The organism is Flavobacterium sp. GSP27, assembly GCF_003970395.1.
Lineage (GTDB): Bacteria > Bacteroidota > Bacteroidia > Flavobacteriales > Flavobacteriaceae > Flavobacterium.
On sequence record NZ_RYDP01000001.1, the window covers coordinates 11,510 to 34,982 of the forward strand.

Annotated in this window: 20 protein-coding genes; 15 read left to right on the plus strand and 5 right to left on the minus strand. The window is 36.0% G+C overall.

The genetic code is table 11. From position 1 onward, the window contains the following. Window positions 1–11: 11 nt before the first annotated feature. The 4 genes from EKM05_RS00055 (at window position 12) to EKM05_RS00070 (ending at window position 5,230) form a co-directional block, all read left to right on the plus strand. Entirely contained in the window at window positions 12–251 is a 240-nt protein-coding gene (locus tag EKM05_RS00055) for a FeoA family protein (protein WP_126457695.1), read from the plus strand. Next, window positions 251–2,350, plus strand: coding sequence for a ferrous iron transport protein B (gene feoB, locus EKM05_RS00060; protein ID WP_126552765.1), 2,100 nt, complete (start codon window positions 251–253; stop codon window positions 2,348–2,350). Before EKM05_RS00055 ends, feoB begins: the two co-directional genes overlap by 1 nt. Window positions 2,351–2,802: 452 nt before the next feature. Further along, window positions 2,803–5,031, plus strand: a complete 2,229-nt coding sequence (locus EKM05_RS00065) for a TonB-dependent receptor domain-containing protein (protein ID WP_126552767.1) — start codon at window positions 2,803–2,805, stop codon at window positions 5,029–5,031. A gap of 67 nt (window positions 5,032–5,098) precedes the next feature. Continuing rightward, entirely contained in the window at window positions 5,099–5,230 is a 132-nt protein-coding gene (locus EKM05_RS00070; protein ID WP_126457698.1) for a FeoB-associated Cys-rich membrane protein, read from the plus strand. Between the two features lie 412 nt (window positions 5,231–5,642). Here the strand turns inward: EKM05_RS00070 and EKM05_RS00075 are convergent, their stop codons facing one another. The 3 genes from EKM05_RS00075 to EKM05_RS00085 all read right to left on the minus strand — a co-directional run bounded on the left by EKM05_RS00075 (window position 5,643) and on the right by EKM05_RS00085 (window position 7,591). Then, window positions 5,643–6,059, minus strand: a complete 417-nt coding sequence (locus EKM05_RS00075; protein ID WP_126552769.1) for a hypothetical protein — start codon at window positions 6,057–6,059, stop codon at window positions 5,643–5,645. A 63-nt stretch (window positions 6,060–6,122) separates the two neighbouring features. Then, entirely contained in the window at window positions 6,123–6,941 is an 819-nt protein-coding gene (locus EKM05_RS00080) for a ZIP family metal transporter (RefSeq protein WP_126457700.1), read from the minus strand. Between the two features lie 2 nt (window positions 6,942–6,943). Beyond that, complete coding sequence (locus EKM05_RS00085) at window positions 6,944–7,591, minus strand: metal-dependent transcriptional regulator (protein WP_126457701.1); 648 nt, start codon at window positions 7,589–7,591, stop codon at window positions 6,944–6,946. 198 nt (window positions 7,592–7,789) lie between these two features. Here EKM05_RS00085 and EKM05_RS00090 point away from each other — a divergent pair, with 198 nt between their 5' ends. From EKM05_RS00090 to EKM05_RS00105, 4 genes are all read left to right on the plus strand, one after another. Next, a complete protein-coding gene (locus EKM05_RS00090; protein WP_126553163.1) occupies window positions 7,790–10,033 on the plus strand; it encodes a TonB-dependent receptor in 2,244 nt (747 codons plus the stop codon). Then, on the plus strand, window positions 10,033–10,500 hold the full coding sequence (locus tag EKM05_RS00095; protein ID WP_126552771.1) for a thioredoxin family protein: 468 nt from the start codon (window positions 10,033–10,035) through the stop codon (window positions 10,498–10,500). Before EKM05_RS00090 ends, EKM05_RS00095 begins: the two co-directional genes overlap by 1 nt. Before the next feature lie 36 nt (window positions 10,501–10,536). Further along, window positions 10,537–11,688 carry a lycopene cyclase family protein gene (locus tag EKM05_RS00100; protein WP_126552773.1) on the plus strand — a complete coding sequence of 384 codons (1,152 nt, stop codon included), beginning with the start codon at window positions 10,537–10,539 and terminating at the stop codon, window positions 11,686–11,688. Window positions 11,689–11,790: 102 nt separating this feature from the next. Continuing rightward, the gene (locus EKM05_RS00105) at window positions 11,791–12,201 is read left to right on the plus strand and encodes a BrxA/BrxB family bacilliredoxin (protein ID WP_126552775.1); all 411 of its coding nucleotides are present in this window, start codon (window positions 11,791–11,793) and stop codon (window positions 12,199–12,201) included. Between the two features lie 237 nt (window positions 12,202–12,438). Here the strand turns inward: EKM05_RS00105 and EKM05_RS14325 are convergent, their stop codons facing one another. Continuing rightward, a complete protein-coding gene (locus EKM05_RS14325; protein WP_158615123.1) occupies window positions 12,439–12,582 on the minus strand; it encodes a hypothetical protein in 144 nt (47 codons plus the stop codon). Window positions 12,583–12,706: 124 nt separating this feature from the next. Between EKM05_RS14325 and EKM05_RS00110 the strand changes: the two genes are divergently transcribed. The 7 genes from EKM05_RS00110 to EKM05_RS00140 all read left to right on the plus strand — a co-directional run bounded on the left by EKM05_RS00110 (window position 12,707) and on the right by EKM05_RS00140 (window position 20,940). Then, window positions 12,707–14,092 carry a rhodanese-related sulfurtransferase gene (locus tag EKM05_RS00110; protein ID WP_126552777.1) on the plus strand — a complete coding sequence of 462 codons (1,386 nt, stop codon included), beginning with the start codon at window positions 12,707–12,709 and terminating at the stop codon, window positions 14,090–14,092. Window positions 14,093–14,113: 21 nt separating this feature from the next. Then, on the plus strand, window positions 14,114–14,548 hold the full coding sequence (tnpA, locus tag EKM05_RS00115; RefSeq protein ID WP_126552779.1) for an IS200/IS605 family transposase: 435 nt from the start codon (window positions 14,114–14,116) through the stop codon (window positions 14,546–14,548). Window positions 14,549–15,349: 801 nt separating this feature from the next. Beyond that, window positions 15,350–16,606, plus strand: a complete 1,257-nt coding sequence (locus tag EKM05_RS00120; protein WP_126457706.1) for a regulatory iron-sulfur-containing complex subunit RicT — start codon at window positions 15,350–15,352, stop codon at window positions 16,604–16,606. Beyond that, complete coding sequence (locus EKM05_RS00125; RefSeq protein ID WP_126457707.1) at window positions 16,590–17,069, plus strand: gliding motility lipoprotein GldH; 480 nt, start codon at window positions 16,590–16,592, stop codon at window positions 17,067–17,069. The genes EKM05_RS00120 and EKM05_RS00125 overlap by 17 nt, the downstream gene beginning before the upstream one ends. A 9-nt stretch (window positions 17,070–17,078) precedes the next feature. Continuing rightward, window positions 17,079–19,388, plus strand: a complete 2,310-nt coding sequence (locus EKM05_RS00130) for a penicillin-binding protein 1A (RefSeq protein ID WP_126552781.1) — start codon at window positions 17,079–17,081, stop codon at window positions 19,386–19,388. A gap of 188 nt (window positions 19,389–19,576) precedes the next feature. Further along, complete coding sequence (locus tag EKM05_RS00135) at window positions 19,577–20,278, plus strand: CoA transferase subunit A (protein WP_126552783.1); 702 nt, start codon at window positions 19,577–19,579, stop codon at window positions 20,276–20,278. A 2-nt stretch (window positions 20,279–20,280) separates the two neighbouring features. Further along, window positions 20,281–20,940, plus strand: coding sequence for a 3-oxoacid CoA-transferase subunit B (locus EKM05_RS00140; RefSeq protein ID WP_126552785.1), 660 nt, complete (start codon window positions 20,281–20,283; stop codon window positions 20,938–20,940). A 73-nt stretch (window positions 20,941–21,013) separates the two neighbouring features. On the opposite strand, the gene EKM05_RS00145 is transcribed toward EKM05_RS00140, so the two are convergent. Continuing rightward, window positions 21,014–23,212: a TonB-dependent siderophore receptor gene (locus EKM05_RS00145; protein WP_126552787.1), complete on the minus strand. Its 2,199-nt coding sequence runs from the start codon at window positions 23,210–23,212 to the stop codon at window positions 21,014–21,016. Window positions 23,213–23,473 lie beyond the last annotated feature (261 nt).

Consider the following 23,473-nt stretch of genomic DNA (forward strand, 5'->3'; position numbering starts at 1 on the left):
CTAAATAAGATTTGCAAACAACGATAAATTCTCTCAAAAAAGGCGAAAAGGCCATTATAAAAGACTTTGACATTGATACAGTTCCATTAAAATTATTGGAAATGGGTTGCTTGCCGGGCAATCTGGTAGAATTACTTCAAATTGCTCCTTTTGGCGATCCTTTATATTTAAACATCAATGGTTCACACGTTGCTATCCGATTGGAAACTGCCCGTGAGATTGAAGTTGAAATACTAAAAACTAATTTATAATGACCAATCAAAATATCAATGTTGCTTTAATTGGAAATCCTAACACCGGAAAAACCTCTGTTTTTAATCAATTGACCGGTTTGAATCAACAAGTAGGGAATTACCCTGGAATTACCGTTGAAAAAAAGATGGGTTTTTGCAAATTACCCAATAACATCAAGGCTAATATCTTGGATTTACCGGGAACCTACAGCCTAAATGCCAGTTCGATTGATGAAAACGTTGTCATTGAATTATTACTGAATAAAAACGATAAATTATACCCTGATGTAGCCCTTGTAGTTACGGATGTGGAGAATCTAAAACGAAATTTATTACTTTTTACCCAAATAAAAGACCTTGAAATTCCAACCATATTAGTCATCAACATGGCCGATAGAATGAAATTCAAAGGAATTACGCTGGATATTCCGTATCTTGAAGCGCACTTAAAAACAAAAATTGCGCTGATCAGTTCGAGAAAAGGTTTTGGAATTGATGAACTAAAAAAATTGATAGTCAACTACAAATCCCTTTCGAATGAACCCTGCTTGAATGCCTCAAGCATTGATCCGGAATATTTTAATACTTTAAGAAAAACATTTCCCAACCAGCTCTTGTATAAATTATGGCTGGTCATTACTCAAGACGTCAATTTCCTGAATTTAGACCGAAATGAAATCCGAAATTCATTTACTAAATCGCATTCGGATCTAAAGCGTTTGCAACAAAAAGAAACCATAAAACGCTACCAATTCATCAATGACGTCTTGAAAACAGGATTAAAAGTCGATGAGACAATTGCTAAAGATTTTCGCAGCAAACTGGATCGCGTCCTGACTCACAAGATTTGGGGTTATGTGATTTTCTTCATGATTTTGTTTGTTATTTTTCAATCTATTTTCGAATGGTCTAAAATTCCAATGGATTTCATTGACGGTACCTTTGCTACAATAAGCGCTCTTGCTGCCGAGCAATTACCGGCCGGCGTTTTAACCAATCTAATTTCGCAGGGAATAATTCCTGGAATTGGAGGTATTTTGATCTTCATCCCTCAAATTGCTTTCCTATTTATGTTTATTTCAATTCTTGAAGAAAGCGGTTACATGAGCCGAGTTGTTTTCCTGATGGATAAAATTATGCGTAAATTTGGATTATCAGGGAAAAGTGTAGTCCCACTTATTTCCGGTACGGCCTGTGCGATTCCGGCAATTATGGCAACCCGAAACATTGAAAACTGGAAAGAACGATTGATCACCATCCTGGTCACCCCATTCACGACCTGCTCCGCCAGATTACCTGTTTATGCCATAATCATTGCTCTGGTAATTCCGGATACTCGTGTTTTGGGTTTTCTGAACATGCAAGGAATGACCTTGATGATGTTGTATCTTTTGGGTTTTGGAACGGCTATTTTTTCAGCGTACATATTGAATAAAATCCTTAAAATAAAAGGAAAAACATACTTTGTGGTAGAAATGCCCAATTATAAATTACCGCTTTTCAAAAACGTAGGTATTAATGTGATCGAAAAAACAAAAGCCTTTGTTTTTGGTGCCGGAAAAATCATACTGGCTATTTCTATAGTTTTATGGTTCTTAGCTTCGTACGGACCAGGAGAAAAATTCAATGATGCAGAAACCATTGTCACTGAAAACACCAAAAATAATCCGTTACCTGAAGCTGAATTTGAGAATGCAGTGGCCTCCCAAAAACTGGAAAACTCTTATATCGGAATCATGGGAAAAGCCATTGAACCTGCTATTTCTCCTCTGGGTTACGACTGGAAAATAGGAATTGCCATCATCAGTTCCTTTGCCGCCAGGGAGGTTTTTGTGGGAACATTAGCCACTATTTACAGTGTGGGTGGTAGCGATAATGAAGTTACTATTAAAAATAAAATGGCTGCCGAGATTAATCCGGTTACCGGAGAAAAGGTTTTTAATTTTGCTTCCGGAATATCACTATTACTTTTTTATGCTTTTGCTTTGCAATGCGCCAGTACACTCGCCGTTACTAAAAAAGAAACCAATTCCTGGAAATGGCCGGCAGGACAATTGATCTTTATGTCCGGATTTGCGTATGTTGTTGCTTTAATTGCATACCAAATTTTAAAGTAATCACACACTACAATGGTTTTAAAATCACTCGTATGAGTGTGAGTGAAAAAAGCTAAAATTTAAAAAAATTAAAATGCAGATCTTAGCCTTTTGCCGTGCGATTTGATTACTTATTAAATAACTCCAAGTTGGATAAACAATTTGCGAATTAGCAGCAAAAGAAATTAAGAAGATCAAGCAAAATAGGATAAAGCACTTGGTTATACATGCTTTTAAGACTCATAAATTTAATTCCTTTATGAGAACTAAGTAATAGGAACGATATATTGTCACATATTATAATGTCAAACCTTCAATAAAGACTGAGGTTGAGTTAAAAACAAATACGACATTATTTTAATCTCATTACTTATATGTCAACAAAAGTTAAAATGTCAAATTTTTATTATTTTTAATTTGTCTAAATAAGATTTAGGTTCTACATTTGCAGTGTAGAATTAATCTAAATAAAAATGAAAAATATTATAATTATCGGCTCGCTATTAATTACGTCCGTTTTGTTTGCACAAGAAAAGGAACTTACAAAAACTCAAAAAGATAGTATTGAAAGTTTAAACGAAGTTATTATTACCACCGATGCGATCATTGGAAGTAAATTTAAAGCCAAAAATAAAGCCGGATCAACATATTTTATCTCTCCAAAAGAATTAAAAACCTTTAATTATGATGATGTTTCCAGGATTCTAAGAACCGTTCCCGGCATCAATATTCAGGAAGAAGAAGGGTTTGGACTCCGCCCAAATATTGGTATGAGAGGAACCAGCCCAGATCGTTCGAGTAAAATTACACTAATGGAGGATGGCGTTCTAATAGCACCTGCTCCTTATGCCGCTCCTGCCGCGTATTATTTCCCAACAGTAAACAGAATGCAGTCTTTCGAAATTGTAAAAGGAGGAAGTCAAATACAATACGGTCCTTATACTACCGGCGGCGCCATCAATATGGTTTCTACTCAAATCCCAAATCGTTTCAAAGCCCGAGTTGTAGCCAGCATTGGTAGTTTCAATACCAAAAAAACATACGTAAATATTGGAGATGAACGCAAAAATTTTGGTTACGTTTTAGAATACAACAACCGAAATTCAGACGGATTTAAAAAAATAGACAACAGTTCTAAAAACACCGGTTTTCAGGGAAATGATTATGTTGCTAAATTTAGAATTAATACGGATCTCGATGCCAAAATCTTTCAATCCTTAACCGCTAAAGTCCAGTTTGGCGAAGATTTTGCCAATGAAACTTACCTTGGTTTGACCGAAGACGATTACAACAAGAGTCCTTACAGAAGGTATGCCGGATCAAATGAAGATTATCTTGATACGGAGCACAAACAAATCATGTTGACCCATTTTATTCAACCCTCAAAAAATTTCAACATCACCACAAAGGCCTACAAGAATGATTTTGCCAGAAATTGGTATAAACTTGATGCCTTAAAACTTGGAACTACAAAAGTAGGAATCAATTCTATATTAATTGATCCAATAAAGTATAATGCGGAATATTTAGCTTTAACAGGAGCTAATAACACTGCTGATAATGCTTTATTAGTTAAAGCCAACAATCGGATGTACGAGGCCAAAGGAATCCAATCAGTAGCCAATTATAATTTTGCAACAGGAGCGCTGAAACACGATTTTGATTTTGGATTTCGCTACCACGAAGATTATGAAGATCGCTTTCAATGGGTTGACGGATACGCCATACAAAATGGAGTGATGAATAGAACTTCAAACGGAACTCCAGGCACAGATGCAAATAGGATTACCTACGCCGAAGCAATTGCCGCTCATGTGCTTTATACGATTACCTATGATAAATTTACGTTCTCGCCAGGAGTCCGATATGAAAATATCAATTTAGAATCGATTAATTACGGGAGCAACGATATTACAAGAACCGGTACAAATATCGTAAATGCAAATAACCGTTCTGATGTTTGGATACCGGGAATGGGAATTCTGTATAAAATAAATGAAGATTACAATGTGTTTACGAGTGTTCACAAAGGGTTTTCTCCTCCGGGCGCTAAAGTTGGAGAAGATGCCGAAAACAGTATCAACTCAGAACTGGGTTTTCGCTTTCAAAAAAATGCCTTTTACGGAGAATTGATTGGCTATTACAATGATTTTTCTAATTTACAAGGTTCGGATAACATGTCCGGTGGCGGAACTGGAACTGGAGATTTATTCAATGCAGGTGCTGCAATCGTAAAGGGAATTGAATTTTTGGCCACGTATGAAATCCTGAAAAATTCAGAAAAAGGATATAAACTACCGCTTAGCTTTTCCTATACTCTGACGGATACGAAATTAAATAGTAACTTTAACAGCCCAATATGGGGAAATGTAACACGTGGAGATGAGATTCCGTACATCGCCAAAAATCAATTTGCTCTGACTGCCGCTTTCGAAACAGAAAAATTCAATTTGGCCATCAGTGGAAAATATGTAGATGCGTTTAGAACATTGGCAGGAACGGGAACTATTCCGTCCCAAAACAAAGTAAACAATAATTTTATTGTAGATTTCTCAGCAAGATACCACCTTAGTCAAAAAGTGAGCCTGATGTCGAATATCATTAATTTAATGAATGAAAAGTATGCCGTTTCAAGAGTTCCAGCAGGATTAAGACCTGGAATGCCTTTTAACATCAATTTTGGAATTATGGCACAGTTGTAAAAAACTTTCTCATTAGTTTAACTCAAAAAAGCAACCTCTTTTGGTTGCTTTTTCTTATTTTTACAATATGGATATTCAAGAAATTTTAGCTTTTTTTGCCCTTGGAATAGCACTTGCTTTTTTGATTAAAAAATTCTTCCTCAAAAAGAAAAAATCAGATAAAAATTGTGGCAGTGGTGGTGATTGCGGCTGCCATTAAAATTTTATTTCGTATTTAAACGTTAAAAAAGAGCCCATGTAAAATGTTTGGTAGTAGTCTGAACTATCTTAAAAAACAATAAGTCTGTGCTTTCTTTAAAATATAAAAAAAGTGCGGTACTTTAATAGAATGAATTTTTAGACTCAATATCAACAGTTTACGTTTGTATGTTTTAGAAAATGTTTTCAAATTTGAACTCGTATCTAATTTGACTTTGAACATGATTTTAGTTTTATCCCTACAAAAATTGAAATTATGGTACTATTATGAATTAGTAATCCGTATGCGATTAGACCATCATAATTTTAACAAAAATCTGATATATAAGTTATATATATTTAATCCCAATGAAAATATTTTTCATTTTGCTATAGTGATATGCAATGCAGTCATTCAGTAGTGATATAAAAAGTTATTTTAAATACCCAATTTTCACATAGTATTCACTCGGGTTGATTTTGACACCTTCTTTTGGATATGGAAGAACACTATAGTTTTTTATGTTTTTTTGCTTTTTAGGCAAATATTTAGAAAACCACTCTTTATTTTCTTTTTCGTTTTCCATCGAAAAAACCAATATCCTGTTTTCAATTAATTTTAAATCTTTGTAAACAGAAACAACTCCCGAAACTTCCCCTTCCCAAATACAAGTAACCCCTTCCGGACAACGGGAATCAGAAGAAATCGATTTTAGAACCAACTGAAAACCTTTTTGATTGTGGCATATTTTCTGATGTATTGTACTGTATTTGACCTTTTGGGATTTTGGGATTTGCGCCAAAACTGCACTGCTGATAATCATACAAAGGAATACTACTGACTTTTTCATAAACGCGGTTTAAAAGATAAAGCTACGCTTCTTTTTAATAACAAATGGCAAAAATTAAAAACCCTATCCCAAAGCCACATCCAGAACCATCATCACTATAAATCCGCCAACAAATCCCAGTGTGGCAATATCCGTATTTTTATCCTGTTGTGTTTCCGGAATCACTTCCTCTACCACAACAAAAATCATAGCACCTGCAGCAAAGGCCAAAGCGTACGGTAAAATTGGGGTAAAAAATGTGACAGCAAAAGCGCCTAAAACAGCAGCGACAGGTTCTACCAAAGCTGATGATTGTCCGTACATAAAGCTTTTTCTTCTACTCATTCCCATACGACGCAACGGCATAGCCACGGCAATACCTTCGGGGAAATTCTGAATTCCAATACCAATGGCCAAGGTAACAGCTCCCGCAATGGAAGCCTCCGGAATCCCGGCAGCCACTCCCCCAAAAAGAACCCCTACGGCCAATCCTTCAGGTATATTGTGCAGTGTAATTGCCGAAACCAGTAATGTAGTACGCTGCCAAGGCGATTTAATTCCCTCCGTAACTTTAAAATTAATGTGAAGATGTGGCAATACTTTATCAATCCCAAAAATAAACAAGGCACCAAGAAAAAAACCAAAAGCTGCGGGAATCACTTTTTGAAAACCTTCGCCGCCGGTCATTTCTATAGCTGGAGCCAATAAACTCCAAAAACTTGCAGCAACCATTACGCCCCCGGTAAATCCAAGCATTCCGTCCAGTACCGTCCGGTTCATGGTTTTAAACAAAAAAACAAACGAGGCTCCTAAGGCCGTAAGAAACCAAGTGAATAAACTCGCATACAAAGCGGCTAATATTGGGTCGATACTCGTAAAATAATCTACTACAGATTGAAACATAATTATTTGATGTATATATTACTGGCTATTTTATTTGAAACCGTTATTTCTTTTGTTCCAACCCGAATTCTCAAAGAGGAATCAAAACTTTCCTTTTCGATAATTTCAATTTGGGAACCCAAAGCGATTTCTTGTTTGTCTAAATATTTTAAAAAATCAGAAGATGTATCTTTGACACCCACACAAATCCCGATTTGGTTTTTCTCGAATTCAGAAAGCAGTTGTTTGTCTACTTTTATAATTCTTCCGTTAGCATCCGGAATCGGATCTCCATGTGGATCTTCAGTGGGATTTCCCAGAAAATCATCTAACTTATTGATGAGTTTTTCAGATTTGATGTGTTCCAATTGTTCCGCAAGATCATGCACTTCATCCCATGAAAAATCTAATTTTTCAACTAAAAAAGTTTCCCAAAGCCGGTGCTTTCGAACAATCATTTTAGCGGCTAATTGTCCCTGATCAGTAAGGGAAACACCTTGGTATTTGATGTAGTTGACTAACTCTTTTTCGGCGAGTTTCTTGAGCATATCGGTAACGGATGACGCCTTGATTTCTATTTTTTCGGCAATCGCATTGGTGCTGATATCCACCTCTGAAACAGCCGTAAGGTGGTAAATGGTCTTGAGATAATTTTCTTCTGAAAAGGTCATGCTATGTTTTTTGAATACTCTTTTTAAATTTTAATACAAATCAATTTATTGATTTCTTCTTGAAGACTTCTCACTAAACCAATTAAGTTATTGATACAAATGTAATTAAAAAATTGGTTTTGCAAAATATAATTTTTAGTTTTGCCTAAATTTAATTTAAGCATTGTGAAAAAATTATGTTCATTATTAGTTTTCCTTATGTTTCATTTTGGCTACAGCCAAGAAAAAACAAGTCTTTCGGGATTTATTTCATCAGAAAAAAAAGGGGTTTCGGAAGCTCGTGTTTTTTTAATTGGAACAAAATACGCCACCCAAACGGATAGTTTAGGAAATTACAGTATAGCGAATATTGCTGAAGGGAATTACAAAATACAAATTGTTGCAGAAGGTTTTCAAACTTTAAAAAAGAATATAACGGTCAAAATTAATGAAAACACTATTCTGGATTTGGAACTTTCAAATAATGAAAACCAACTTAACGAAGTTGTGGTTTCCGGAACTTTAAAACCCGTAAAAAGACTGGAAAGTCCCGTTCCTGTCGAGGTTTATTCCCCAATATTTTTCAAGAAAAATCCAACGGCCAGTATTTATGAAGCATTACAGAATGTAAATGGTGTAAGACCACAGCTTAATTGTGGCGTTTGCAATACGGGCGACATCCATATTAATGGGCTTGAAGGTCCGTATACTTTGGTTCTAATTGACGGAATGCCCATCGTGAGCAGTTTATCCACGGTGTACGGATTATCTGGAATTCCGAATTCACTGGTCGAACGAATTGAAATCGTAAAAGGTCCCGCTTCGTCTTTATACGGCAGTGAGGCTGTTGGAGGTTTGATTAATATTATTACCAAAAATCCAACAAACGCGCCCCTATTCTCCGCAGATGTGTTTTCTACTTCTTGGTTGGAAACTAATGTTGATTTAGGAGTAAAACTCAATGTTGGACAGAAAGCTACGGCACTTCTAGGTTTAAATTATTTTAGCTACAATCAAAAAATAGACAACGATGGCGACAATTTTACTGATGTTACCCTTTCAGACCGAATTTCCCTTTTTCAAAAATGGACTTTCAACAGAAAAGAAAACCGTTTGTTCACCATCGCGGCACGTGGCGTTTATGAAGACCGTTTTGGCGGCGATGTGCGTTGGGAGAAAAAACACCGTGGCGGAGACGAGATTTACGGCGAAAGCATTTATACCAAACGAGCCGAATTAATAGGAAGTTACCAATTGCCTTTTCAGGAAAAACTGATGCTATCCTTTTCAGGAAATGTGCATTTTCAAGACAGTCGCTACGGGACAACCAGTTATATTGCCAATCAAAAAATTGGTTTTCTACAATTGACTTGGGATAAAAAAATAGGAAAAAATGATTTGCTTACCGGAATTGCCACGCGGTATAATTATTACGATGACAATACACCGGCAACATTAAAACAGGGAAATAACAATCCCGAGAAAACCTGGCTGCCGGGAATTTTTGTTCAGGACGAAATTACATTTACCGAAAAACACAAGATACTCTTGGGACTGCGTTACGATTACAACTCCTTTCACGGAAGTATCTTGACGCCAAGAATTGCCTATAAATGGAAATTGAACGATAATAATATTATTCGACTGAACGCCGGAACAGGTTTTAGAGTGGTAAATTTATTTACCGAAGATCATGCTGCCTTGACTGGCGCTCGTGAAATTGTAATCGTAAATAATTTGAAGCCGGAACAATCCATCAATGCTAATTTGAATTATATTAAGAAAATAAATTTTGATAACGGAACCTTTATTGGCATTGAAACTTCCCTTTTTCATACCAGATTTAGCAATAAAATTGTTTCGGATTATGTTACTGATCCCAACCAAATCATCTACGACAACATTAATGGTTATGCGATAAGTCAAGGAATCAGTATGAATGTCGATTTCAATTTTCCTAATGGATTAAAAATTATCACCGGCGCTTCTTTGTTAGACAACAAAAACGTTCAAAATGGCCTAAAAGAAACACCTTTTCTAACCGAAAAATTTACAGCAACTTGGAGTGTTTCCTATAAAATTCAAGCTATCGATTTAAATATTGATTACACCGGAAATCTATACAGCCCTATGCGACTCCCACTTTTAAGCGCTTTAGATCCCCGTGCTCCAGAATCACCTTGGTACAGTTTACAAAACATTCAATGCACGTATTCTGGTTTAAAAGCTTTTGAATTCTATGCTGGCATCAAAAACCTGTTGAACTTTTTGCCTAAACAAAATAATCCGTTTTTGATTGCAAGAGCAAATGATCCTTTTGATAAGAACGTAACGTACGACTCAAACGGACAAGTTCTAGCAACGCCTGAAAATCCGTATGGGTTGACTTTTGACACGACGTATGTGTATGGACCCAATCAAGGAATCAGAAGTTTTTTCGGACTTCGATATACGTTGCGATAATGAAAAATAAACTTTTCATACTGTTGCTTTTATGCTGTGCGATTTCCGCTGGATTTGCGCAGTTGCATTCGGTTTCATTCGAAAAAATAGACAGTTTACAAAATAACAAAAAGAGAAAAACGATAGTTTTTATTCAAACCGATTGGTGCCAATTTTGTCATGCCATGAAAAACACCACTTTTAAAAACAAGGAAATTATTACCCAGCTCAATTCTAATTTCTATTTTATTGATTTTAATGCCGAGGAAAAGCGAACGGTTATTTTTAACAAAACCAGTTTTCAATTCCGACCCACGGGAAACAACTCCGGAATACATGAACTGGCCCTCGCATTAGGAACAGTCAACAAGCAACTGAACTTTCCTGTTTTGTGTGTTTTGAACAGTGAAAATGAGATTATTTTTCAGCACAACGGCTACTTAAACCCAAAAGAATTTAAGCTGATTTTAGCCAAACTAAAAGAATAAAATTGTCTATTTTTGATGGAAATGTCAAATTCTCAAATGAAACACTTCGATTACATCTTTACCGGCGCAGGATTATCGGCTTTGATGACCGTGTATAAAATGGTCCAATCTGGTAAATTCCGAGATAAAAGTATTTTGTTATTGGATGAAAATACCAAAAAAACAAACGACAGAACGTGGTGTTTTTGGAAAACTAACGATTCACTTTGGGAACAATCTATTTCAAAGAAATGGGATTCGGCTTTGTTTGCCAATGGAGATTTTCGCCGGGATTTAGACTTGAAACCGTACCGCTACAATATGGTGAAAGGATTGTATTTTTACACTCAGGTATTTGATCTGCTTTCGAAACAAAAAAATATTACTTTCATTCATGAAAAAGTATTGGAAATTGAAGAATCCGAAACCATAATTCTGGTACAAACCGAAAGTGAATCCTTTTCGTGCACGAAATTATTCAACAGCATTTACAACAAACAAAAAGCAGAAAACCAGACAAAATATCCTGTTTTACAACAGCATTTTATAGGTTGGTTTATTAAAAGTGAGCAAGCTGTTTTCAATCCCGAACAAGCTACTTTCATGGATTTTTCGGTGGAGCAAAAAGGAAATACCCGTTTTATGTATGTGTTACCTACTTCCAAAACTGAAGCTTTGCTGGAATACACGTTGTTTTCGCACAAACATTTAAAAACCGAGGAATACGAAAACGAAATCCAGAAATATATCGAAAAACTTGGGATTACAAACTATGAAATCGTCGAAAAAGAGCAAGGCAGCATTCCCATGACGTGTTATCCTTTTTGGAAAGAAAATACGAAAAACGCAATCAACATAGGAACTGCCGGTGGTTGGACGAAAGCCAGTACGGGCTATACTTTCAAAAATTCGGATAAAAAATCAACAGAATTGGTTGCCTTTCTACAAAGGGAAACCGACTTCACTAAGTTTCACAAAATAACCAAATTCTGGTTTTACGATTTGCTTTTGTTAGACATCTTAGACCGAAAAAATGAATTGGGTTCTTCTATCTTTTCTTCGATGTTCAAAAAAGGCAATCCAACATTAATTTTTAAATTTCTGGATGAGGAAACTTCTTTTATTGAGGACATTACCGTTATTCTAAAATGTCCCAAAATGCTATTTATAAAAGCTATTTTTCACGTTGCTTTCAAATCATTAAAATAGCAATCAAACTATAACAAAACTTTATAATTCAACTTCTATACTTGATTGTAAACTTTGTAACTTTGCAATTCAAAATTAGTATTTATTTAAAATAAAAAAGATATGTATCCAGAAGAAATGGTAAAACCAATGCAAGAGGAATTAACCGCTGCAGGTTTTCAAGATTTACATAGTGCAGAAGCAGTAGAAAACGCAATGAAATTAGAAGGAACAACGCTTGTAGTTGTAAATTCGGTTTGTGGTTGTGCTGCCAGAAACGCACGTCCGGGGGCAAAAATGAGTTTGGATGGCGCTAAAAAACCAGACCATTTAATCACTGTTTTTGCAGGAGTTGACAAAGATGCAGTTGATGCTGCAAGACAACATATGTTCCCTTTTCCTCCATCATCGCCAAGTATGGCTTTGTTCAAAAACGGAGAATTAGTGCACATGTTAGAGCGTCACCACATTGAAGGTCGCCCAGCAGAACTAATTGCTGAAAATTTGAAAGACGCTTTCAACGAGTATTGTTAATCCCAGTCAAAGCATAGAATATAAAACCACGTTTCGGCGTGGTTTTTTTGTTTATTGATGGTGATTATTATTTGCATTTAAGACAAAGTTGTCACTCTGACTAAGGAAGAGTCCTTATAAATTGCTCAACAGATAAAGATTCTTCGTTCCTCAGAATGACAAAATAAACGCAGGAAGGTCAACCCAAAATTGTCCCCCGCTCCCGCACGAATCCTTTCGTGTGGCTTGAAGAGCTAATTACAATTCTGAGAAACTAAACATTCTATTTGTCACTAATGCCCTAGCCCAGATGGAAACGGCATCCTGTTGTGGCGGCGTTCGCCACAACAGATATAGTGAACAGCCGGAAAGAGCTCCTAAAAAAATAAATAACCAAGACATTACCGTAAATTAAGCATGCCTTGTTATTGATTATGAACCTTAGTCCCTTGAAAACTTTGCCTCTCTGAACCTTTTTTCATACTTTTGCAAAAAATATATTTCTCAACTTAAAACTGTTTATAGCATGCAACTGTATAACACATTAAGCGCAGAGGAAAGAGCCATCATGATTGATGATGCCGGAAAACAACGTCTTACTTTGTCTTTCTATGCTTATGCGCAAATCTCAAATCCAACACAATTTCGTAACGAATTATTTCTGGCGTGGAACCCACTTGAAGTTTTGGGTCGGATTTATGTAGCCAGTGAGGGAATCAACGCCCAATTATCATTGCCTGCCGATAATTTCTATGCATTCAAAGATTCCATCGAGGTCTACGATTTTATGAAAGGAATCCGATTAAATATTGCCGTAGAACAAGACGATCACTCGTTTTTGAAACTGACTGTAAAAGTGCGTGATAAGATTGTGGCTGATGGTTTGGTTGATGAAACTTTTGATGTAACGAATATTGGAATTCACCTAAAAGCCAAAGAATTCAATGAACTTCTAGAAGATCCAAACACGATTGTAGTCGATATGCGAAATCATTACGAAAGTGAAATTGGACATTTCACCAAAGCTATAAAACCAGATGTGGATACTTTTCGGGAATCATTACCCATTATCGAAGAGCAGCTTACGGAACACAAACAAGACAAAAAACTATTGATGTATTGCACCGGAGGAATTCGCTGCGAAAAAGCCAGTGCTTATTTCAAACATAAAGGTTTTGAAAACGTGTACCAACTGGAAGGCGGAATTATTGAATACACACGTCAGGTAAAAGCCGAAGGTTTAGAAAGTAAATTTATTGGTAAAAACTTCGTATTTGATCATCGCTTGGGCGAAAGAATTACAGACGATATTGTTTCGCAATGCCATCAATGTGGCGCACCTTGTGACGTACATACGAATTGCGTGAACGAAGGTTGTCATTTACTTTTTATTCAATGTGACTCGTGCAAGGAAAAAATGGAAGGTTGCTGTTCTACGGAATGTGTAACTGTGATTCATTTGCCGGAAGAAGAACAAAAAGCCATCCGCAGAGGAATTAAAAACGGAAATAAGATTTTCAAAAAAGGGAAATCAGACGTTTTGACTTTCAAAAATAATCAAGATCCATTAGCAGGAGTTCCGAATCTTAGTGAATTGGCTGAGTCAAAAATTGCTCGCAGAGTAGCTACCGTTCTCAAAAAAGAAATAAAGATCAAAAAACAATACATTGGAAAAGGAACTCACTTTTATCCAAAACCAAGTATTGGTCAGTTTCTAATTGAAGAAAACGAAATCAAAATTGGTGATACGATTCTGATTAAAGGAGCTACAACCGGAGAACAAATAGTAATTATTGAAGAAATGCTGGTGAACGATTTAGCACAAGAAAAAGCAGTTTCTGGAGACACTTGTACTTTTAAATTGCCATTCCGGATTCGATTGTCAGATAAATTATATAAAGTTGTAGATTAGTGGAAATTTAAAACTAATTGTATGCCACATTCCTTTAATAAATTATGGATTCATGCTGTTTGGGCAACCAAAAACAGGGGTGAATTAATTGACTTTTCAATAGAGAAACAAGTATACGACTATATCAGACAAGAATTAATTGAATTGGGATGTCCCGTACGAATCATTAATGGAATGCCAGATCATATTCACGCCTTATTTTTATTAAATCCACAAAAATCAATTGCAGATGTAATAAAACAAATTAAAGGGAGCTCGTCACATTATATAAATGGAGAAAATTTAATGATTGAAAAATTTGTTTGGCAAACAGGTTATGCCGCTTATTCCGTTAGTGAATCTCAATTAGAATCCGTTTATAATTACATAAAGAATCAAAAGCAACATCATTTAAAGAAAAATTCTCAAGATGAATTTGACGAATTTATAAAATTACATGGGTTAAGCCAAATTTGAAACCGTGGCTATCTTCAAAACACACACAACCATTAAACTATAGCCAACCGTTTCAACGGTTGGAGATATTCATGAGACAATCTTTGAAAAATAATGTATTGTTCTTTACGTTGCCAACGGTTGAAACCGTAGGCTATATTCTAAAAACACACAACCATTAAACTATAGCCAAACGTTTCAACGGTTGGAGATATTCATGAGACAATCTTTGAAAAACAATGTATTGTTCTTTACGTTACCAGCGGTTGAAACCGTGGGCGATGTTCTAAAAACACACAGCCATTAAACTATAGCCAACCGTTTCAACGGTTGGAGACATTCATGAGAAAACCTTTGAAAAATAATGTATTGTTCTTTACGTTGCCAACGGTTGAAACCGTGGGCGATGTTCAAAAAACACACAGCCATTAAACTATAGCCAACCGTTTCAACGGTTGGAGACATTCATGGGACAATCTTTGAAAAACAATGTGTTATTCTTTACGTTGCCAACGGTTGAAATCGTGGGCTATGTTCAAAAAACAAACACATCTATTAAACTATAGCCAACCGTTTCAACGGTTGGAGACATTCATGGGGCAATCTTTGAAATCAAAATAGATATAAAACACATCATATCTTTATAAGAAGGGATTCAAAACTAACCCATTACAAACTAATTTGTAATGGGTTTTTTTATTGAAAATTTATGAGGCATTCGTGCTTTTATGCGTTGTGACGTAAAATTAAAAAATACTATCTTTACACATTAAACGTTTTAAAAACATAAGTTGTGCTCGTCGCAACACTATATATAAAATTATGGCATGTACAAGTTGTTCAACTTCTGATGGTGGATCACCTAAAGGTTGTAAAAATAATGGGACTTGCGGCACCGACAGCTGCAATAAATTGACGGTTTTTGATTGGCTTTCTAATATGAGTCTGCCTAATGGTGACGCCCCTTTTGACTGTGTGGAAGTACGCTTCAAAAACGGCAGAAAAGAATTTTACCGCAATACAGAGAAATTAACGTTAAGCATGGGCGATATCGTGGCTACTGTTGCTTCTCCGGGACACGACATAGGAATTGTTACTTTGACAGGAGAATTAGTTAAAATTCAAATGAAGAAAAAAGGAGCCAATCACCTGGGCAACGAAATTCCGAAAATTTATAGAAAAGCATCCCAAAAAGATATTGATATTTGGTCTGCGGCACGGGAAAAAGAAGAGCCAATGAAGGTGCGCGCACGGGAACTGGCGATTGCTCAAAAACTGGAAATGAAGATTTCAGATATCGAATTTCAAGGGGACGGATCAAAAGCTACGTTTTATTACACGGCAAATGACCGAATTGATTTTCGAGCATTAATTAAAGATTTTGCTAAAGAATTCAGTACCCGAATAGAAATGAAACAAGTAGGTTTCCGTCAGGAAGCAGCTCGTTTAGGCGGAATAGGTTCTTGCGGAAGAGAATTGTGTTGTTCGACTTGGCTGACGGATTTTAGAAGTGTAAATACCTCAGCGGCACGGTACCAACAACTATCTTTGAATCCACAAAAACTAGCCGGACAATGCGGAAAATTGAAATGCTGTTTGAATTATGAACTGGATACGTACATGGATGCTTTGAAAGACTTCCCGGATTTTGAAACAAAATTGGTAACGGAAAAAGGAGATGCCATTTGCCAGAAACAAGATATTTTCAAAGGATTAATGTGGTTTGCCTACACCAATAATTTTGCAAATTGGCACGTATTGAAAATTGATCAAGTCCGAGAAATCATCGCTGAAAACAAACTGAAAAATAAAGTTTCTTCGCTAGAAGATTTTGCAATAGAAATCATTGCAGAACCAGAGAAAAACTTCAATAATGCAATGGGACAAGAAAGTTTAACTCGTTTTGACCAACCCAAAACGAAGAAAAAACCAAATAAAAAACGAAAACCGGGCGGTGAAAATGCAATTGTAGCAAACAGCAACAAACCTGCAAACAATACCCGTCAAACTCCAAATGACAAAAAGCCTGTGGAGCCAAGAAAACCTATAATTATTACTAAAAATGTGGATAAAAAATAGCGCTTTACTTCTTTTGGTAGTAATTCTATTCTGGTCGTGTGATAAAAAAAGGGTTTTTGATGACTATCAATCTGTGGGTAGTGCGTGGCATAAAGACAGCATTGTAACGTTCCATTTACCAGAACTAGATTCCACAAAACGCTATAATTTGTTTGTGAATTTGAGAGCGAATAATGCGTATCAATACAACAATTTGTTCTTAATTGTAGCTTTAGAACTACCTAATGGTTTTACAAAAGTAGACACGCTCGAATACCAAATGGCTGATCCGGAGGGATTACTATTAGGGAATGGATTTTCAGACATAAAAGAAAGCAAACTTTTTTATAAGGAAAATGTACGGTTTCGATCCAAATACACCGTTCATATTAAGCAAGCAGTCAGAGAAAACGGCAAAGTTCCCGGCGTGACGGCTTTAGACGGAGTTACAGATGTAGGTTTTAGAATAGAAAAAAAAGAATAAAATAGTATTATGGCTATCAAAAAAAACAACAGTCCCGCTAAAGATAATGACAAAGACATGGCTCATTACAAAAATATTTTTTGGAAAATATTCTTTGTAGGGTTAGGAAGTCTTGCTTTATTTTTCCTGTTTGCTTCCTGGGGAATCTTCGGTTCGATGCCCTCTTTTGAAGATTTAGAAAATCCCGATTCTAATTTAGCGACTGAGATCATATCCGCTGACGGAGTGGTTTTAGGGAAATATTTCGAAAAAAACAGATCTCAATTAAAGTATTCTGACTTGCCAAAAAATTTGGTTCAAGCACTAATCGCAACGGAAGATGCTCGTTTTTATGAGCATTCCGGCATTGACGGAAGAGGTACTTTGAGAGCCATCTCGAGCTTAGGAACCAGCGGAGGAGCCAGTACCTTGACGCAGCAATTAGCCAAACAATTATTTCACGGAGAAGGATCTAAATTCCTGCCTTTTAGAATTGTACAAAAAATAAAAGAATGGATTATTGCCATCCGATTAGAAAGACAATACACTAAAAATGAAATCATTGCCATGTATTGTAATGTATACGATTTTGGAAACAATTCTGTCGGAGTTAGTTCAGCCGCAAAAACGTATTTTTCTAAAGAACCAAAGGACTTAACCATCAGCGAGTCGGCAATATTAGTGGGAATGTTTAAAAATTCTGGTCTTTACAATCCTGTGAGAAATCCACAAGGAGTGATAAACCGAAGAAATGTAGTGCTTCTGCAATTAGAAAAAGGAAAAATAATTTCAAAAGAAGAAAAAGAAAGACTGCAAGCTTTACCAATCACATTAAAGTTCAAATTAGAAACGCACAAAGACGGAACAGCAACCTATTTCAGAGAATATTTAAGAGACTACCTAAAAAAATGGGCGGAGGAAAATAAAAAACCGGATGGTTCAGATTATGACATCTACAAAGATGGTCTAAAAATCTATACTACCATTGATTCCAGAATGCAACTGCATGCTGAAAAAGCAGTAACGGAGCACATGGCCAATCTTCAAGAAGAATTTTTCGAGCAATCCAAAACAAATAAAAATGCGCCATTTGTCAACATCTCTTCTGTAGAAACACAACGCATTTTAAGCCAAGCCATGAAATCCTCGAACAGATGGGCGGTATTAAAATCACTGGAAAAAACGGACGAAGAAATTATAGCATCCTTTAGCATAAAAACTAAAATGAGAGTCTTCTCTTGGAAGGGAGAAAAAGACACTATTATGACGCCATTGGATTCCATTCGGTATTACAAACATTTTTTACAATCCGGACTCATGGCGATGGAACCTCAAACGGGAAATATAAAAGCGTGGGTTGGGGGTATCGATTATAAATATTTTCAATACGATCACGTAGGGCAAGGTGCCAGACAAGTTGGTTCCACTTTCAAGCCTTTTGTTTATGCTACAGCCATAGAGCAATTGAATATGTCACCTTGTGATTCCATTATTGATTCCCCTTTTATGATTAGAAAAGGACGTCATAATGTTACCGAAGATTGGGAACCAAAAAACTCCAACAACAGATACAGCGGAATGGTAACCCTAAAACGAGGATTGGCAAATTCCATCAATATTGTATCCGCAAAATTAATAGACCGAGTAGGTCCGGCAGCTGTAGTCGATTTAGCCCATAAATTAGGCATCAAATCAGAGATTCCGCTTCAGCCTTCCATTGCTTTGGGAGCCGTTGAAATAACCGTCGAAGATATGGTTGCTGCTTACAGCACCTTTGCCAATCAAGGCGTGTATATGAAACCCCAATTTATATCTCGAATCGAAGATAAAGGTGGCGTAATTATTTACGAACCCATCCCTGAATCACATGATGTTTTAAACAAAGACATCGCGTATGCCGTCATCAAATTATTAGAAGGCGTTACGGAAGGCGGGTCCGGAGATCGTCTGCGCACCACCGGCGGCGGAAACGGAGACAAACGCTGGACAGGATATCCCTATCAATTTAAAAATCCTATTGCAGGTAAAACAGGAACTACACAAAACCAATCTGACGGATGGTTTATGGGAATGGTTCCTAATCTTGTAACTGGAGTCTGGGTGGGTTGCGAGGACCGTTCTGCCCGTTTCAAAAGCATAACTTACGGACAAGGTGCCACAGCAGCACTGCCGGTTTGGGGTTATTTTATGAAACTTTGTTACGAAGATCCCGCTCTAAAAGTATCCAAAGCATCCTTTGAAAGGCCCGCAAATCTATCCATAAAAGTAGACTGCTACACCGCTCCAAAAGTAATAGACACCACTAATATTGAACAAAATACCGATGAATTTGAATTGTAAAATTTTCATCTGGAGCTAATCCAGCCATCCGCTATATCTTTTAGTCTCCTTAAAAAAGAAGACTAAAAGGATGTCGCTTCTATCTGGGCTAGGCAATTCGTTCTTAAAATTAAATCTTGTTGTTATTAATACTACAAACAGATTGGGTTCTTCTTTAAATTAAAATTCGTCAACTAGCATTCAATTTTATGATTAACAAAAAAGTAAATAACGTACATGAAGCCCTTCAAGGAATTGAAAACGGGATGACCATCATGCTGGGCGGTTTCGGATTATGCGGTATTCCAGAAAATTCCATCGCCGAATTAGTAAAAAAAGAAACTACGGATTTAACCTGTATCTCAAACAATGCAGGAGTAGATAATTTTGGCCTTGGATTGCTTTTGCAAAAACGCCAAATCAAAAAAATGATTTCTTCTTACGTAGGTGAAAATGCCGAATTTGAGAGTCAAATGCTATCTGGAGAACTCGATGTAGAATTAATCCCGCAAGGAACTCTTGCAGAACGATGTCGTGCGGCACAAGCAGGAATTCCAGCTTTTTTTACCCCTGCCGGTTATGGAACTGAAGTAGCCGAAGGGAAGGAAGCACGGGAATTCAATGGAAAAATGCATCTTATGGAATACGCTTTCAAAGCTGATTTTGCCATCGTAAAAGCGTGGAAAGGTGATGAAGCCGGCAACCTTGTTTTCAAAGGAACAGCACGAAACTTTAATCCTTGTATGGCCGGAGCAGCAAAAATAACCATCGCCGAAGTAGAAGAATTGTTGCCTGTAGGTAGTTTAGATCCAAACGAAATTCATATTCCAGGAATACTTGTAAATAGAATTTTTCAAGGTGTGAAATATGAAAAAAGAATTGAACAAAGAACCGTGAGAAAAATTTTCTGATTATGGCTTTAGATAAAAATCAAATTGCAAAACGCATTGCAAAAGAATTAAAACACAACTACTATGTGAATCTCGGAATCGGGATTCCAACATTAGTTGCTAATTATGTCCCAGAAGGAATTGACGTCGAATTTCAAAGTGAAAACGGAATTCTCGGCATGGGTCCATTCCCTTTAGAAGGCGATGAAGACGCTGATTTAATCAACGCCGGAAAACAAACCATAACTACTTTGCCTGGAGCAAGTTTCTTCGACTCGTCATTCAGTTTTGGAATGATTCGTGGACAACATGTTGACTTAACAATCCTTGGTGCAATGGAAGTTTCCGAAAATGGTGATATTGCCAACTGGAAAATTCCTGGTAAAATGGTCAAAGGAATGGGTGGGGCAATGGATTTAGTGGCTTCTGCCGAGAATATTATTGTAGCCATGATGCATGTCAACAAAGCTGGCGAATCTAAAATACTTAAAAAATGTACCTTGCCTTTAACGGGGGTAGGTTGCGTTAAAAAAGTCGTTACTGAACTAGCCGTTTTAGAAATAGCCCCACAAGGCTTCAAATTATTGGAACGCGCGCCTGGTGTAACTGTAGCGCATATTATTGCTTCTACTGAGGCGGATTTGATCATAGAAGGTGAAATTCCGGAAATGGTTATTGAGTAGCCCGAGTCTTAAAAACACAAAAAAAACACAATTTAATGAAATTTAGGGCTTTTTGTATTTAGTGATTTAGGTTCTAAAAATTGTATTTCCCTCCAAGGTAAATACTCCTTCCGCTAGCATTAATTCCAGAGGCAAAAGTCCTGTATTGTATATCTAAAACATTTTCAATACCGGAATAAACAGTGAACTGTTCCGTTAAAGATAATGATCCTTTCAAATTATAGGTTTCCCAAGAAGGCATTCCATTTTTTGGAGCATATTGCAAATTATCTTCTCCACTAGGCGAGTAATTGCTCAACTCTTTTTTTCCATTATACAACATATATAAATCCAAATTTACTAGTTTACTTTCATATTTAAAACCTGTTTTTCCATAAAATGGAGAAACATGGTCTAAAGGAAAATTACCCCCCGCATTTTGGACTCTACCGTGAGTAAAATTGAAAACGCCATAAAACAAGAATGATTTTGTGATATAACTTCTTAAGGTAGAGGAAATTCCGCTAATATTTCCTTTTCCTTGATTTTGATTGGCAAGAATGAGACTGTTTTTTCCTTCATAAACAATCGAAGATTGTCCGTTTAACGTAAAAGAACCCGTTATTATTGCATCATACAGTCTTGTGTAATAAAAAATATTTTCAAACTGAAAACGTTTACCTTCCCAAAAAGTAATGCTCAAATCAGCCGTTACTGATTTTTCAGGCCTCAAATCTTTGTTTGGTACAATTAAAGTTCCTGCTGCCGATTCGAATATTTTTGCTAAATCATCAATGTTTGCAACTCGAAATGCAGAAGCTAAATTAAAACCTATTTTTGTGTTTTCGCTGGCATTATTTACAATTCCAACGGCACCGCTATAGGTAAAGTTTTTTTGTGATACGCTAGTATAAGGTAAATTCAGAAAATTGGTTAAAATTTCGCTATTCAAAGTCGTGTAACCAGCCCTAGCACTTACATTACACGAGGCTGTTTTGTTAATGTCATTGCTGTAGGATGCAAAACCTTCGGCTCTAAAAGTATTGTTTTTTCCATCTGGATAACGCGAATCAGTAATGCTTTCAGCATTAGTTAAAATATTTTTTTTATTTCCTAAAGAATTTAAATTATCATAATAAACATCGGCGCCATAAATAAAATCACCATTACCTATTTTTGTTTTAAAATCAGAATTGATGGCAAATATCGAAACTTTTTCAATCCTTGAACTTTGCGTTGGATTGCCGAAATTACGGGTAATTCTACTTTCTTCGATGTTTTGATAACTGGCAACCAAATTCATATCACTGTTTAAGAATACCTTCTTTTTGTCTAATTTATAAGAAGAAATTAACCTTTTTTGTGGACCATAATTCCAAACTGCAGATTTAAATTTTCCGTTTGAACTCAAATCAGTTAGCCTGTCATATCTGGGAATGTTTGATGTGGTAGAAAATTGTAAATTTATACTATGTCGTGTGCTGATATTCTGCTGAAAAATAATTTTTTGCATAAAATCATATTGTTTATATCCAGAAAATTTTTGCACATATTTATCATCATTAGCAACTTTAGTGTCAATACCATCTTTGGTTACCACATAAAAAGGTCTTTCTCCAAAAAAATCATTGCTACCATTTTTATGTTTTCCCATTTTTAAATCCCCATAATCATTATAGGAGAATGAAGTTAAGTAACCCCATTTTTGACCCGCAAAGTTGAAATCTAAATGACCTGATTTTCCTTGGTTTGCAGAGTTATAATTTGTTAAAGCAGTTCCGCTAACCTTTTGGTTTTCCGTATCGGAAAGCAATTTTGCAATTTTAGTTTGTAAATAAATGGCTCCGCCAAGCGCATCACTTCCGTGAATAGTAGATGATGGTCCAAAAAGCACGTCTACATTTTCAAGCATATTTTTATCAACAGTAATTATGTTTTGCAAATGTCCAGCTCTGTAAATTAAGTTATTCATTCGGATTCCATCAACGAGTAATAAAATTCTACTGGATTCAAAACCCCTAATAACAGGGCTTCCGCCGCCCTGTTGCGATTTTTGAACTGCTAAAGTCCCCGAATTCCCTAACACATCGGCACTGGACTGGAAGTTATTAAACTCGATTTCTTTTTTAGAAATACTTTCAATTTGTTGCGTAATTTTTCTTTTTGGTTTTGCAAATCGTTGTGTACTTACAACCACTTCATCTAATCCTATTGAATTTATAATGTCTTTTTTAGTTTGGGAAAATCCCGACAAAGAGTAAATACAAACCATTACGATTATTATTTTTTTCATGTTTGTGTAATTAATTTTGTTTAAAATAGATACTTCAAAAAAAAAACATGGAGTATCTAATAGTGAATAGATAAAGGATCTAGTTTTTAAATTAAATTGAGTATTATGATTTTTAATTATATCAATTTTAAAATCAATTTTAAAACCAAAATTCACTTTGTTTTTTTGTAAGAGGTGATTAAAGAGAAAGATTCGTTTTTACTTACTTTTAAAATAGCATTTGTAGTAATTTCAATCTCAAAACAAAAATCTCAAATAATC